This window comes from Pseudoalteromonas sp. QJM3NY_22 (genome assembly GCF_056173065.1).
On the sequence record NZ_CM149655.1, the window covers coordinates 4,058,266 to 4,073,654 of the forward strand.

At 39.7% G+C, this 15,389-nt stretch carries 12 protein-coding genes; 4 read left to right on the forward strand and 8 right to left on the reverse strand.

Going from position 1 to position 15,389, the window contains the following annotated elements; genetic code table 11:
- The first annotated feature begins 70 nt into the window (after window positions 1-70).
- From AC0VZ4_RS18790 to AC0VZ4_RS18805, 4 genes are all read left to right on the forward strand, one after another.
- Window positions 71-1,186 (forward strand): efflux RND transporter periplasmic adaptor subunit, encoded by a 1,116-nt coding sequence (locus AC0VZ4_RS18790; RefSeq protein WP_007376271.1) that lies wholly within the window; start codon window positions 71-73, stop codon window positions 1,184-1,186.
- Window positions 1,183-4,275, forward strand: coding sequence for an efflux RND transporter permease subunit (locus tag AC0VZ4_RS18795; RefSeq protein ID WP_475440428.1), 3,093 nt, complete (start codon window positions 1,183-1,185; stop codon window positions 4,273-4,275). Before AC0VZ4_RS18790 ends, AC0VZ4_RS18795 begins: the two co-directional genes overlap by 4 nt.
- A 453-nt stretch (window positions 4,276-4,728) precedes the next feature.
- A complete protein-coding gene (locus AC0VZ4_RS18800) occupies window positions 4,729-6,000 on the forward strand; it encodes an SLC5/6 family protein (protein ID WP_475440429.1) in 1,272 nt (423 codons plus the stop codon).
- A gap of 133 nt (window positions 6,001-6,133) precedes the next feature.
- Window positions 6,134-7,477, forward strand: a complete 1,344-nt coding sequence (locus AC0VZ4_RS18805; RefSeq protein ID WP_475440430.1) for a M24 family metallopeptidase — start codon at window positions 6,134-6,136, stop codon at window positions 7,475-7,477.
- 51 nt (window positions 7,478-7,528) lie between these two features.
- On the opposite strand, the gene speD is transcribed toward AC0VZ4_RS18805, so the two are convergent.
- The 8 genes from speD to AC0VZ4_RS18845 form a co-directional block, all read right to left on the reverse strand.
- Window positions 7,529-8,341 carry an adenosylmethionine decarboxylase gene (gene speD, locus AC0VZ4_RS18810; RefSeq protein ID WP_007376266.1) on the reverse strand — a complete coding sequence of 271 codons (813 nt, stop codon included), beginning with the start codon at window positions 8,339-8,341 and terminating at the stop codon, window positions 7,529-7,531.
- An 88-nt stretch (window positions 8,342-8,429) separates the two neighbouring features.
- Window positions 8,430-8,843 carry an OsmC family protein gene (locus AC0VZ4_RS18815; RefSeq protein WP_007376265.1) on the reverse strand — a complete coding sequence of 138 codons (414 nt, stop codon included), beginning with the start codon at window positions 8,841-8,843 and terminating at the stop codon, window positions 8,430-8,432.
- A gap of 91 nt (window positions 8,844-8,934) precedes the next feature.
- Window positions 8,935-9,282 carry a DUF3802 family protein gene (locus AC0VZ4_RS18820; protein ID WP_007376264.1) on the reverse strand — a complete coding sequence of 116 codons (348 nt, stop codon included), beginning with the start codon at window positions 9,280-9,282 and terminating at the stop codon, window positions 8,935-8,937.
- Window positions 9,283-9,408: 126 nt separating this feature from the next.
- Window positions 9,409-10,878, reverse strand: a complete 1,470-nt coding sequence (astD, locus tag AC0VZ4_RS18825; protein WP_007376263.1) for a succinylglutamate-semialdehyde dehydrogenase — start codon at window positions 10,876-10,878, stop codon at window positions 9,409-9,411.
- Window positions 10,879-10,893: 15 nt separating this feature from the next.
- Window positions 10,894-11,910: an arginine N-succinyltransferase gene (gene astA / locus AC0VZ4_RS18830; protein WP_008133413.1), complete on the reverse strand. Its 1,017-nt coding sequence runs from the start codon at window positions 11,908-11,910 to the stop codon at window positions 10,894-10,896.
- 85 nt (window positions 11,911-11,995) lie between these two features.
- On the reverse strand, window positions 11,996-13,201 hold the full coding sequence (locus tag AC0VZ4_RS18835) for an aspartate aminotransferase family protein (RefSeq protein WP_149605729.1): 1,206 nt from the start codon (window positions 13,199-13,201) through the stop codon (window positions 11,996-11,998).
- A gap of 379 nt (window positions 13,202-13,580) precedes the next feature.
- Window positions 13,581-14,741, reverse strand: a complete 1,161-nt coding sequence (locus tag AC0VZ4_RS18840; protein ID WP_007376260.1) for an HDOD domain-containing protein — start codon at window positions 14,739-14,741, stop codon at window positions 13,581-13,583.
- A gap of 46 nt (window positions 14,742-14,787) precedes the next feature.
- The gene (locus AC0VZ4_RS18845; protein WP_007376259.1) at window positions 14,788-15,369 is read right to left on the reverse strand and encodes an anthranilate synthase component II; all 582 of its coding nucleotides are present in this window, start codon (window positions 15,367-15,369) and stop codon (window positions 14,788-14,790) included.
- Between the last annotated feature and the right edge of the window lie 20 nt (window positions 15,370-15,389).

A 15,389-nucleotide genomic window follows, 5' to 3' on the forward strand; every position in this document is an offset into this window, starting at 1 on the left:
ATAAAGATACTTTACATAAACAAACTTCACCCAAGCATATTACCTACTAGATGCACACAAGGAGCTAATTATGAATTTCATTCCATGGATTACAACGACAGGCATACTAGCAATTTTAATAGCGGGCAGCTTTGCAGTTAAAAGTAACATCATTGATGCGCGCAGCAATATAGGCAATGAACAATCGGCTAATGTCGAAGCTATGTATGTAGAAAAAGTTGCTCACCAGTCACATATAGATATTAGCGGTATCGTAAAAGCCCCTAAAACATTATCGTTAATTAATGAATCAGCAGGTAAAGTTACAAAACTCTATTTGCAATCTGGCGGTATTACTTATGCAGGTGATACGTTACTCGAAATAGAACACGAGGAGGAAAAAGCACAACTGCAAATAGCTAAATCACGCTTTGAACTACAAAACACCACCGTAAAGAGATATAAAAGCCTTTATAATTCAAATAAATTGAGCGCTCAGCAATTAGATGAATCAACGGCTTTACTTGCTCAATACCAAGCAGAAATAAACCTACTCTCAGCTAAAATTGCTAAAAAAGTGATTACAGCACCATTTACAGCCCGCGTTGGTATACATGACTTGCAAGTCGGTCAGTTTTTACCTGCTAATACAAATCTAACTCAGCTCATTGGTATTGAAAAATATATGTGGGTCGATTTTTCTCTCCCGCAAACCTATACAGAGCTAGCAATTAATACGCCGGTAGTATTAACGCTACTTGATGACACACAGACAGAAATAATTGCACAAGTTGCCTCTGTTGCACCAGAAATGTCAAAACACTCAAGACAGCTGAAATACCGTGCAAAAATTACATTAGGAAATACTAAACTAAATTCAAATCAACTCGTTAAAATTAAGGTACCTATTGGCAACAAAAAAGAGGTTGTTGCAATCCCGTATTTAGCAGTTATTAAAGGTAAATTAGGGAACTATGTATATTTATTAAATAAAGACGAGGAAGGAAAAACATACGCTAAGCGTACACAAGTTGAATTAGGCGAACGTATTGGGGATCTCGTTATGATCACCAATGGCTTAACCTCAGGCGCATTAATCGCAAGTCATGGAGCATTTAAATTGCGTGACGGTTTAAGAGCATACTTGCTTAATTCAGAGCGTACTGTAGCTATGGAAGATACGTTATCTCCTAAGGTATCATTATGAAAAACAATCATTTTATGGATCGATTCATAACACAACCAACACTTGCAATCGTTTTATCCGCTATTATTTGTATTGCTGGGATTTGGTCAGTGCTTAAGGTGACTGTGCTACAGTTTCCAAAAATTGAAAGTTCATCTTTAGTTATTTCAACTAACTACGTAGGCGCATCAGCTGAAACAGTTAAAGGTTTTATTACAGAACCAATTGAACGTATTTCCGCTACGGTTCCAGGTGTTGATTATGTTGAATCAGTCACAATTGCAGGGAACAGCACTGTAACAGCTTACTTAAATTTAAACGAAGATAGTACTCGGGCTTTATCACAGCTTACTGCTCGTCTTAGCCAAGTTAAATATATGCTCCCGAATGATACTGAGGATCCCATTGTTAGCGTTAAGCGTACCGATCGACCTCATGCGCTATTTTATTTAAATATAGAGCATCAGGGCGAATCACTTACACAACTAACCGACTTTTTATCAAGGCAAGTGACTCCTATAATTACAGATATTGAGGGTGTTCAAAGAGTCGCAATTGAAGGCAGTAGAACGCCTGCGATGCGCGTGCATTTAAATTCTGCAAAGTTAGAAGCATTTGATCTTAGCGCTGACGATATTTACTCCGCGTTGGCTGCAAATAATACAATAGCTACGCTAGGTTATATAGAAACTAATAAACAAAAAATTGATCTGGTCGCTAATACACAATTGAAAAGTATCGATGAATTTGAGCAGTTAATTGTAAAACGTATAGATAATGATGTTATATATCTGAGAGATGTAGCCCATATTGAACTTGGCTCTGAGCAGCCAACGGTAAGTGCTCGCTTAAATCAGCATGATACTGTTTATATTTCAGTTTGGCCGCAGCCAGGTGCAAATGAAATTGAAGTTGGTGACGCACTTTACGCATTAACCGATAAAATTAATAAGACTTTACCGGATGGTATCAGCATTGGTTATGCCTATGATGGTACTTTATATATGCGCGATGCATTAAATGAGATTTTTAAAACACTTATTGAGACGGTTATTCTAGTAGGCGTTGTTGTTCTCTTTATGATGGGTTCATTTAGAAGCTCAGCGGTACCTTTAGTGACTATTCCTATTTCAATATTAGGTGCTATTGCCGCAATGTATGTCGTCGGTTTTTCGTTAAACTTACTAACCGTGCTCGCTATTGTTCTCTCTGTTGGCTTGGTGGTTGATGATGCGATTGTTGTTGTAGAAAATGTTTCACGTCATATTCGTGCAGGAAAATCTAAAATTGACGCTGCGCTCACAAGCTCCAAAGAGCTGTTTGTACCAATTGTATCAATGACTCTCACACTAACAATGGTGTATTTACCGATTGGCTTTCTGTCTGGACTTACCGGCGTATTATTTAAAGAATTTGCTTTTACCCTAGCAATATCAGTGCTTATATCAGGCATTGTTGCCCTCACACTTTCACCAATAATGAGCGCGTATGTTATCCCTGCTGAAGGGCAAGAAACTAAATTAACAAAAAAAGTAAACTGGGTATTTGATCAGCTAAGAAATAAATATGCGTTGTTACTTACTCTTTTATTGTCGTGGCGAAATCAAGTGATTGTCGCTGCAATTGCGTTAAGCCTTATGATAATACCATTTTACCAAGGTGCACAAAAAGAGCTTGCGCCAGTTGAGGATCAAAGCAGCATATTTGTACTTGTACAATCCCCCCCTGAGTCATCGTTAACTTATAATGAAGATAACATTCGTGGCATGGTTGATAGCTTATTAGAAATACCCGGCACAACTCAAATGTGGCAGAACATTTTTACCAATAGTGCTTTTGGCGGTATTGAATTTATAAGTGCTAGCGAACGAGATTACACAACTAAATCAATTCTTCCTGAGGTTTATGGACGCTTGGCTAAAACCCCTGGAGTCAACCCGTTGCCCATTCTTCCAGCGCCACTTCCTACTGCGGGCCAATTCGATGTAGAAATGGTCGTTAAGTCCAGCGATAGTTTTGAAATAATGCAAAGCTATGCGGGGCAACTTATAGGTAAAGCATTTGCTAGTGGGCACTTTTTATACGCAGACACTGATTTAAAAATCGATTTACCCCAAATACAATTACAATTAAAGCGCGATAAAATTGCCGATTTAGGAATGGATCTCGCTTATGTCAATCAGCAACTGAGTGTTCTTTTATCAAATAATTACGTTAATCGATTTGATGCGCAAGGAAAAGCTTATCAGGTAATCCCTGTTATTGACCGAAATGTAAAGTCAGATCCTGGAAAACTACTAAGCTTAAACATTAAATCAATTAATGGAACCAGCGTGCCATTATCTGCAATAGCTGAAGTTAAATGGGCAACAGTTCCTAGACAATTAAATAGCTTTGGACAGCAAAATGCCTTTCGCATATTTGGAGCCGTATTACCTAACTCCACAAAAGAAGAGGCACTTTCAGCATTAGAAAATGCCGCACAAGAATTACTCCCCCCTTCATACACTGTTGATTATGCCGGAGAGTCTAGACAAATAAGACAACAAGGTAATAGTTTATTAGGCGTTATGCTAATTTCACTGGTCATTGTTTACTTACTGCTTAGTATCCAATTTAATAGCTTTCGAGACCCTCTAGTTGTGTTAATTGGGAGTGTACCTTTGGCAATGGCTGGCGCGTTGATGCTATCGTATTTTGAATTAACGACTATCAATATTTATTCTCAAATCGGTTTAATCACACTCATTGGTCTGATTGCAAAAAACGGTATCTTAATTGTCGAATTTGCAAATCACCTACAAGAGCAAGGTAAAAGCCGCATAGAAGCCGTAATTGAATCTGCATCAACTAGATTAAGGCCTATTTTAATGACCACTGCTGCCACTGTTCTTGGGCACTTTCCATTATTAATGGTATCTGGAGCTGGGGCTGAAGCCCGAAATAGTATTGGCATTATATTAGTAGCAGGAATGCTTATAGGAACCCTTTTTACTCTTTTTGTATTGCCTGCTTTTTACGTGAAACTGGCTTCAAAACGAGTGCCTAAAGAAGTAAATAAAAGTAACCTTTGCAGTTCAAATGAAAAATCATCTTTTGCTATTAGTTAAGGTCTGTGACCTCTCAGGATTAAAGTTTGTTCTATCTAGGGGAAATTTAATCCCAGCGCGAGATTTATAACATAGCCAGCTCGGTAACAGCTCTTGCGTTACCTTGTTGGCTTACATGCAAACATGCTGTTGAAAATTCAACGACCAAAGATCAACACGCTCTAATAAGCTAAAGCTCTTATCGCGATAAATTATGTAATATCTGCAGCATATAAAGGATTTTGTTTCATACAAAAAACCTGACAGCCGTTACTTCGTTCAAATAAACAACACATTGTATAATTATTACTTTATACATTGCTCACTTTTAAATCGCTGTTTCATATTCATGACAGTTAGTCACTAAACCACTACAACTAATTCATTCTAAAACCAGCTCAAAACATGAAAAATTTAGTCAAAAACTATATTCTTCGGCGCAATTATTATTACAAATAATGGATGAGCACACACATGACAACACCTCAAGGTGCAACGCTTTCAAATGCACCAATAAATAACACACACTCTTCTACCTCAAAATGGAACCAACACGATACACAATGGACGCTAAGTCTATTTGGCACGGCCGTTGGTGCGGGTATTTTATTTTTACCTATTAATATTGGTATTGGCGGTTTTTGGCCGTTAATTATTATGGCGTGTTTAGCATTCCCAATGACCTTTTGTGCTCACCGAGGCTTAGCACGCTTTGTACTTTCGTCGAAAAATAAAGATGCCGACTTTACCGATGTAGTTGAAGAGCACTTTGGTGTGACTGCAGGTCGGTTAATTTCCTTGTTGTACTTTTTATCTATATTCCCAATTTTGCTTATTTACGGTGTGGGCTTAACCAATACTGTTGATAGCTTTATGGTTAATCAAATGGGGTTAGAGTCGCCATCTCGCGTATTACTTTCGGGTGTATTAGTTGCAGGTATGATTAGCTTAATGATGGGCGGCGAGCGCTTAATGCTACGTGCCTTTGCTATCTTAGTTTATCCGCTTGTGGGTATATTATTGTTTTTATCACTTTATTTAATCCCAAGCTGGCAAGTGCCCGATATGAGGATGCCTGAAATGGGCAGCTTTGGTAAAACGTTGTGGTTATCGATTCCTATTATTGTATTTTCGTTTAGCCACGCAGCGGCTATCTCAAGCTTTGTAAACGTGCAACGCGGCCATTACGGTAACCAAGCAACAAGCAAGGCAGAGGCGATTTTAAAGCGCACTAGCTTACTACTTATTACCTTTGTACTGTTATTTGTGTTCTCTTGCGTGCTGTCGCTTACAGGCGAGCAAATGGCAGCTGCTAAAGCGGCTAACGTATCGGTTCTGTCCTATCTTGCTAACATTACTGATAACTCGTTTATTGCCACACTTGGGCCGCTTGTTGCCTTTATTGCTATTACATCGTCGTTTTTGGGTCACTTTTTAGGTGCACGCGAAAGCTTTACAGGTTTAGTAACTAAACAAACAAGCTTAAGCGCTGGCGTTACCGATAAAATTGGTGTGCTAATTATGTTTTTAGCTATTTGGTTTTGCGCTGTTAAAAACCCAAGTATTTTAGATATGATGGATCAGTTATCGGGCCCTATCATCGCAATGATTTTATTCATCATGCCAATGATTGCAGTTTATAAAGTGCCTGCACTTCATAAATACCGTAACCGTTTAAGCACGCTATTTATATTAGCGGTTGGCTCACTTGCTGTATTTGCACTTATTTACAGCATGATTAATTAATACGCTATATACACAAAAGCCCAGCTAAGTTAATTAGCTGGGCTTTTTTGTTTGTACGGTTTGTCTCAAATTATTTTTTTATAGTGTGGGTTCTGGCATGTTAAGTATAAATTAGCCTAAAAATAGCCCAACTATGCAATACAATAAATTATTACTAATAAGCGCATGTTTGCTCGCAACACTATTTGTAAGCCCTTTAGTTCAAGCTTCAGAACCCCCAACAATTTTATCAATGAAAGAGCGCGCTGCGTTTATTAATAAAATAACTGAGCTTAGGGTTAACACCTTAATGCCCTCGTTAATGAAGCAGCACAACACTGATATGTGGCTTCTTATAAGCCGCGAATACAATGAAGATCCAATATTAAAAACAATGCTGCCTGCAACATGGCTCTCAGCCAGACGCACTACTATTTTGCTATTTGCGCTTAATAAACAAGGTGGGGTTGATGCTTACGCTATTGCACCTTATAAAATAGGTAATGTATTTAAAAAAGGTTGGGATAAGCAAACACAACCTAGCCAGTGGCAGGCACTCAATACGCTTATTGAGCAATACAAACCTCGCAACATTGCGCTTAATACTTCTACCGACTGGGCACATGCCGATGGCCTTGTGCTAGGCGATTACAAAACCTTAATGGCTAACTTGCCCGCCACTTATCACAATAAAATAATTTCTGCAGAGCCGCTTGCTGTCGCGTGGTTAGAGCAACGCATTCCTGAAGAAGTTGAAATGTATAAACATATTGTGGCTATTGCCCATCATATTATTGCAGAGGGGTTTTCGGGTAAAACAATTACGGTGGGTAAAACAACTAGCGATGACTTGGTATGGTGGTTTAGAGAGCGCGTAAAAGAGCTAAAACTACAAACATGGTTTCACCCAAGCGTTGCTATTCAGCGCGCCGATGCGAAGTCGTTTAATCATGAAGAAAGCTTTACCAATGGCTACGATGATAACGTTATACAAGCCGGCGATTTACTTCATGTCGATTTTGGTATTACTTATTTACGCTTAAATACCGACACGCAGCAGCATGCGTATGTGCTCAAAGAAAACGAAACGAGTGCGCCTAATTACTTAGTTGAAGCACTAAAAAGCGGTAATAAACTACAAGATATATTTACCAATCAATTTGCGGTAGGAAAAACAGGTAATGAAGTGTTAGCTGCAGCACGAAAAGCCGCTATTGCTCAGGGATTAAAGCCCACTATTTATACTCATCCTCTTGGCTATCATGGTCACGCTGCTGGTACTACATTAGGTATGTGGGATTCTCAGCAAGGTGTACCGGGAGATGGTGACTATCCGCTGCATTTAAATACGGCTTACTCAATTGAGCTTAACAATGCGGTGTTTATAAAGCAGTGGAATAAAGAAATAAGAATAATGCTAGAGGAAGATGCTATTTTTGATAAAAGCGGTGTCTGGTATTTAAATGGCCGACAAACACAATTATTGCTTGTAAAATAAAGCAAAAAAATGGCGCTCACTGAGCGCCATTTTTAATTTAATTCGTTGCTATTATTCTGTATCTGGCAGGTTACGGCCATAAAATATTTCTTGCATTTCACGGGTCAGTTTTGAGCGAATTTCGTCTTCTTCGCCCTCTGATAAATCTGCCGTAGAAAGGCCGAATAAATAGGTATTTAAGTCGGTTTCTTTTAACATCATTTTGGTATGGAACAGGTTTTCTTGATACACGTTCACGTCCATCATTTGGTACGCTTCTTTAGTATCTTCTGTCATGAAGTTTTGAATCGAGCTAATAGCATGATCAATGTAGTGCTTAACGCCATTTATGTCGCGGGTAAAACCACGAACGCGGTAGTCAATTGTTACCACGTCTGACTCAAGGCTATGAATTAAGAAGTTTAACGCTTTAAGTGGCGAAATAATGCCACAAGTAGACACTTCAATATCAGCACGGAATGTACAAATACCATCATCAGGGTGAGCTTCTGGGTATGTGTGTACACAAATATGGCTTTTATCTAGGTGCGCAACAACTGAATCAGGTAATGGACCTGGCGCTTCGTCAGCATCGTAATTTTGCTGCTCTTCTACTGGTTCTTCTGAAACCAAAATAGTTACACTAGCGCCTTGTGGTTCATAGTCTTGGCGCGCTACATTTAAAATGTTAGCGCCAATTATATCAACAACTTCACCTAAAATGTCGGTTAGTCTATCTGCACTATACTGCTCATCGATATATTCAATATATTCTTTACGTTGTTGCTCGGTCTTTGCGTAGCAAATATCGTAAATACTAAAGCTTAAACTTTTGGTTAAATTGTTAAAGCCATGAAGTTTAAGTTTATCGAAGGGTTTGTTCATAATAAACCAACCTATAAATTAGTGAACTCTGCACCTGCAGAATGAAAAGTTCGCGGATTTTATACGAATTTTCCTTATGGAAAAAGCGTTATTTTGCTTGATCTTGCACAACTTCGTGGCTATGCGTAATTTCTACTGTTTTATCAAGCATTAATGCAACCGAACAATACTTTTCAGCAGAGAGGGAAACGGCGCGTGCAAGGTGTTTTTCAGACACATTATTACCTTTAACAACAAAGTGTAAGTTGATTTTAGTAAATACGCGTGGGGCTGTTTCGGCACGCTCTGAAGTAAGTTGTACTTGCACGTCTGAAAAATCTTGTTTGGCTTTTTTTAAAATACTGACAACATCGACTGATGAACAACAGCCAACCGACATTAAAACCATTTCCATAGGGCTTGGCGCGGCACTATCGCTACCGGCGTCAAAAACAACATTATGATTAGAATTAGAACGACCGATAAACGTATCGCCCTCAACCCATTTTACATTTGCTTGCATGTGCTTATCTCAAAAAAATATTTTCTTGATTGTAAGCAACTTAGCCGCAGTTGCAAATGAAAATGTACTAGGCGGCTATATAAGCAATTGATTAATACTGTTGCGAGACTGCATTATCGAATAAGTTTTTAACTAAACCAGCAAATTCATCTATAAATGCATGCTGCTCAACCGTGACAGGCTGTGTGGTGATACTACTGAGGACTTCTTCTAAATCGTAAACTATGCCGTCAACTTCGCGTACAATTAAGCTACGCTGCTCTGTATTAAGCTCTGTGTGCTGCTCACAAATAAGCATAACATTTTGCGCAATGACGTCTTCAATTAATTCCATTACTGTTGGGGCACCTGGTTTTATCTCGCCTGGCTTCTCAAACAATGCTAAATTTTGAGTTAGATACATGATCAAATCATCGTACCCTTGCCTATCTAAAACCATTTTTTATACCACCTTAAAATAATTAATTGCCATGATTTAATCAGAAAGCGACGCGAATTACTAGCTTTGCACGATAGCAATACAAAAAAAGCAGCCGAAGCTGCTTTTGTAGTTATTAAGTAGTACTTAATCTATTTTTAAACCTGGACTTAGCGTTGCTGGCATCGCTACTTTTTCAAGCTCAACTGAAGCAACTGGGTATGCACAGTAATCAGCAGCGTAATACGCGCTTGCTCTGTGATTGCCCGACGCGCCAATACCACCAAACGGTGCTGCACTTGATGCGCCAGTAATTGGGCGGTTCCAGTTAACAATGCCGGCACGAATACGACGTAAAAAGTGGTCATAATCTGCTGCACTATCACTTAATAAACCAGCCGATAAACCAAAGGTTGTATCGTTTGCTTTATCAATTGCTTGGTCAAAGTCGTCAAAGCGGAATACCTTTAAAAGTGGTCCAAAATGCTCTTCATCTGGGAAGTCACTAATGTTTGTACACTCAATAATGCCCGGTGTTACAAAACCGGTATTGGCTGTGTGCTCAAGTTCTACTAATACTTGAGCGCCAAGCTCAACAAGCTCGTTTTGCGCTTTAACCATGCCTGCTGCTGCCGCTGATGAGATCATAGAGCCCATAAATGGCTGGTCTGCATCATCGTAGTTGCCTACTTTAATCGCTTTAGTTGCAGTGATAAGGCGCTCTAAAATTGCATCGCCTTTGCTACCTTTAGGTAAAAACAATTTACGTGCACATGTACAACGCTGGCCGCTTGAGATAAACGCTGATTGAATAATATCGTGAACAACCGCTTTAGTGTCTTCAACGTCAGTAATAATAAGTGGGTTATTACCCCCCATTTCTAACGCTAAAATTTTACCCGGTTGACCCGCAAACTGTTCATGTAAAATATGACCAGTACGCGAAGAACCCGTAAAGAACAAGCCATCAATCCCTTTGTGAGCAGCAAGGGCTTTACCCGTTTCTACTTCACCTTGAACTAGGTTAATTACACCAGCTGGTAGGCCTGCTTTTTCCCACAGTTTAAGCGTAAGCTCAGCAACCTTAGGAGTAAGCTCAGACGGTTTAAATACAACCGTGTTACCTGCTAAAAGCGCTGGCACAATGTGGCCATTAGGTAAGTGACCCGGAAAGTTATACGGACCAAATACGGCTACAACCCCATGTGGTTTATGACGGATCATTGCACGGCCAAGTGGCATTGCGTTTTCTACGTCGCCAGTGCGCTCTAAAAATGCTTTTTCAGAAATGGCAATTTTACCAACCATAGCACCCGCTTCTGTACGCGTTTCCCACAGTGGTTTGCCTGTTTCTTGTGCAATAGTAATAGCGAGCTCTTCGCTGTTTTCTTTTAATTGCGCTGCAAATGCTTTAATAATTTCTAAACGCTCAGTAAAGCTTTTATCAGCCCATGCGTAAAACGCTTCGCGCGCTGCATTTACTGCGGTATCTACTTGCGCCGCAGTTGCTGATGATGCCTGCCAAATAACGTCGTTATTTGCAGGGTTTAGCGAATTAAATTCTGTGCCTTGGCCTTGTGACCATTGACCATTTATAAATTGTGCAGGATGAGTCATATACTTTCTCCTAAATTAAATCGTGGTTGCACTAACAATATCGCCAGCTTGCAAATGCAATGCATCTGCTATTTCTTGCGATAAAATAAGGCTTTTTGCGCGCTCGTCAAATGTCATTGGCGCAACAGTTGCTCTAAAATCTTCAAGCTTTTCGTTCGCTAGTAACACCATGGTGTCGCCAGTCATTTCGCCAATTTCAACGTTAAAGTGATTTGCATTACGAATCGTCGCAATGTTATCTACTTTTGCTTCAACCGTTGGGCCGCCGTCAAAAATATCTACGTAGCCATTAAACGTAAAGCCTTCGCTTTTTAATAACTCGATTGCTGGGCGAGTGTTGTCGTGTACTTTACCTATTACGGCTTGCGCATCTTTACTTAGCAAGTTTACGTAAATTGGGTATTTAGGCATTAATTCAGCAATGAAAACCTTTTGGCCAATACCTGTTAAGTAATCGGCTGTTGGAAAATCCATTGAGAAAAAGTGCTCTTCAAGCCACTGCCAAAAAGGGCTACTGCCGTTTTCGTCAGACACACCGCGCATTTCTGCGATCACTGTTTGTGCAAAACGCTCTTGATGCTGTTTTATAAACATAAAGCGCGCTTTTGAAAGTAGCTTACCGTTACAATTTTTACGATAGCCATCTTTTAAAAACAATGTGCAAAGCTCTGTAGCACCTGTGTAGTCGTTACATAGCGTTAAAATATCAACCGCTTTGTAGACGTTTAATGTACGCGAAGAGTGAATCACTTTACTTAAGTGATAATGATAAAATGCATCATCAAGCCCTACCGCAGCTTCAATTGCAGACGTACCTACAACGTCACCGGTTTCGCTATCTTCAAGAACAAACAGGTAGCCTTCGTCACCAGGTTGTGACGTTTGTTTAGCAAAAGAGCTTACTGAATGGTCAATCTTTTTTTGCAATAGTTCTTCGTTTAATGGCAAAGACGTAAAACCATGCCCTGATTCGTGGGCAATTTTCAGTAATGCTGAATAATCATTTTGCTGGATTGGGCGAAGGATCATCATGAGTCCGCTTGCTCCCTTATAAATAACGGTAAATAGGAATTGCAGGGCAAGCGGTGCTTGCCCTTAATTGGTTGGCTTAAGTCGCTTATGCGTTTACTACGCTTGCTACTGCTTTTTCAAAGCGCGCCATACCTTCGCGAATGTCCGCATCAGGAATTACTAAAGATGGAGTGAAACGTACTACATCCGCACCAGCAACTAATGACATAAGACCTTGCTCAGTACCTGCCACTAAAAACTCTTTTGCACGACCTTTGTATTGCTCGTTCACTACTGCACCAATTAATAAACCTTGGCCACGGATTTCGCTAAATACGTTGTATTTTTCGTTAACCGCGCTAAGTAGTTCATTAAATAATGCGGCTTTTGCTTTTACACCAGCAAGTACTTCAGGCGTATTTACCGTATCAAATGCAGCTTCTGCAACAGCACACGCAAGCGGGTTACCGCCATAAGTAGAACCATGAGTACCTACTTTAAGGTGCTGTGCAATTTCAGTTGTTGTGATCATAGCGCCAATAGGGAAACCGCCGCCAAGTGCTTTAGCGGTAGTTAAAATATCAGGTACTACGTTTAAGCCTTGGTATGCGTATAAATCGCCAGTACGGCCAACGCCTGTTTGAACTTCATCAAAAATAAGCAGTGCGTTATGTTTAGTACATAAATCACGAACGCCTTGAGCAAACTCATCAGTTGGTGAAACAATACCGCCTTCACCTTGAAGAGGTTCCATCATTACGGCACATGTTTTGTCGCTGATAAGCGCTTCAAAAGCAGCTAGGTCGTTGTAATCACAATGTACAATGTCGCCTGGCTTAGGACCAAAACCATCTGAATATGCCGCTTGGCCGCCAACAGTTACGGTAAAGAATGTACGACCGTGGAAACCTTTGTTGAACGCGATGATTTGTGATTTTTCTGCGCCAAACTTATCAAGTGCAAAACGACGCGCTAATTTAAGCGCGGCTTCGTTTGCTTCTGCACCAGAGTTGGCAAAGTAAACTTTTTCAGCAAATGTCGCATCAACCATTTTTTTAGCTAGGCGAAGTGCCGGCTCATTGGTCATTACGTTAGATAGATGCCAGATTTTTTCGCCTTGCTCTTTTAATGCGCCTACTAATGCAGGGTGGCAATGGCCAAGACAGTTAACGGCAATACCACCAGCAAAGTCGATAAACTCTCGACCTTGTTGATCCCATACGCGAGAGCCTTCGCCTCGAACAGGAATTACGCTTGAAGGTGCGTAGTTAGGAACCATTACGTGATCAAATAATTCGCGATTGACTGTCATTTTATTTCCTCTTAATTGTGAGCAACACAAAACATCAAAATAGGTGTTTGGTTAATATTTGTAACCAACTTTATAGGCAAGATCAGTAACCTGATAATTGCGCAAAATTGCTTTGTGGTTCAATTTTCAGACGCACATTATTTCAGAATTACTTATATCTGTCTCGTTAAAAACTTTCATGTATCCCTTTAAAATAAAGGGCTAAAGATATTATTTCATAGATAGTGAATAACTATTTGCATAGTCAATTATGCTCATTTTTAGACAACTAACCGCATGAGCACTGAGGCGCACACACTTTAAGTGTTAAATATGCAATATAACAATAGAGTGAGAATGAATGATTAGTCGCTAAAAAATTAACAAAAATTTTAAGTTTTTAGTCAATTTGAATAGCTAGATTGGTAAAATTACTTGTTTCGAGGGTTTTTAGTTCCGTTTTAGTGAACTTAAAGTACGAAAACCATGCTGTTGTTTCATCAGATTCAATAAGCTGGTGTTCTTTTAAATTTAGATATTGAGAGTAACAACGCGCTTTTAACATTACCTCGGTTAAAGGTAACATTGTATCGCCCTTATCGACTCCATTAACCAACTGCTGCATGACCCCTTGAAAGGGCAAATACTTAAATTTCATTTTCTCAATAACTTTAGCGCTGATAGCTAAAGATTGGTTATTAAGTAACGTAGTTAAAAAAAGCGGGTCGGGTTTTAATTCTAATAACGCAGTGTGCAAGTCTTTGCGCTGCTCTTGGCGCGCTATTTGTACTTTACGTTGCCATACTTGCTCAAAAGTTTTTAAATATAAACGCACTAATGCGATTCGCCCTACATCTAAAAGCATACCAAGGGTAAATGCATGAATATCGTTTACATTGTTAATTTGCGCTATTTTTTGTGCTGCAATCGCATTAGCCATTGCACTATCACGTAACCTGCGCTTTAGCAGTGAAAATGGTTCAGTACTGTGTGGCATCCAATGACGTACTGCAAAAGTAGGTATGACTAACTGTAAATTATCAAGGCCAATGTAGCGCAGAGCAAGCGCGGGGCTATCTACTTTTACTGAGGTGTTTTTACTACGCTGTTTTCGATAGTAAGGTAAATTAACGAGTGTGACTAACTCACGCCCAAGCCAGCTTAAATCGTTTACTAGAGGCTCTAGCCGCCCTACAGTTGCAGACTTAACCGCTAAAAGATCAAGAATAGTTGCAATACCATCTTCAATCCCTAACGTATTTAGGATTACGGCATCCATGTCGCTTAGTTGCTTAAAAATAGCTGTTTCTATTGCTTTGTGAAGTACTTCACTCGCCTGAGCTCGATACTTATGATGCGCAGTACTGCTCTGCTGACGTTTATGTTGTGCTGCGACCTCAACTTGAAGCAACGTACGTTGCTTCATTGGCTCGCCATATTCTATTTCTAATGTATGAATAAAACCAATTTGCTGATGCGCAAAGCTATGACCAAGCAATAAATCATGTGCTCGTTGGTCAAGTATTTTAGCTGTTCGTTGTTGCGCTACAAGTTCAGTCATAACATCCATTCATTAGTAAATATAAAATAAGTATCGGTATTAAAAATTAGAAGCGCATTAAAAAGTTATCAAGCAGTGCTAATCCTTGTTCAGTTAAAATAGCTTCAGGATGAAACTGCACTCCCTCTATCGCTAACTCTTTATGGAGTAACCCCATAATTTCGTCAAATTCACCTAATTCGGTTTGACTCCACGCGGTTACTTCAAGCTCTTTAGGCAGTGTTTGTGCTTTAACGACTAAAGAGTGATAACGACATACCGTTAATGGGTTGGCTAAACCTTTAAATACACCTTTATTGGTATGAACGATGGGCGATGTTTTACCGTGCATAATTTTTTTAGCACGAATGACATCCCCACCCAAAGCTTGTGCGATGGTTTGGTGTCCCAAACAAATGCCTAAAATTGGGTATTGCCCTTTTAGCTGCTCAACCACGCTTAACGATATACCAGCTTCGTTAGGTGAGCAAGGACCCGGCGATAACACGATGTGTTTCGGGTTTAACTGTTTTATTTGTGCAATGCTTAGCTCGTCATTACGTTTTACTAAAACGTCTTGATCTAAACGCTGAAAATATTGCACTAAGTTGTAAGTAAACGAATCGTAGTTATCGATCATTAACAGCATTACACAACAGACCTTATAAA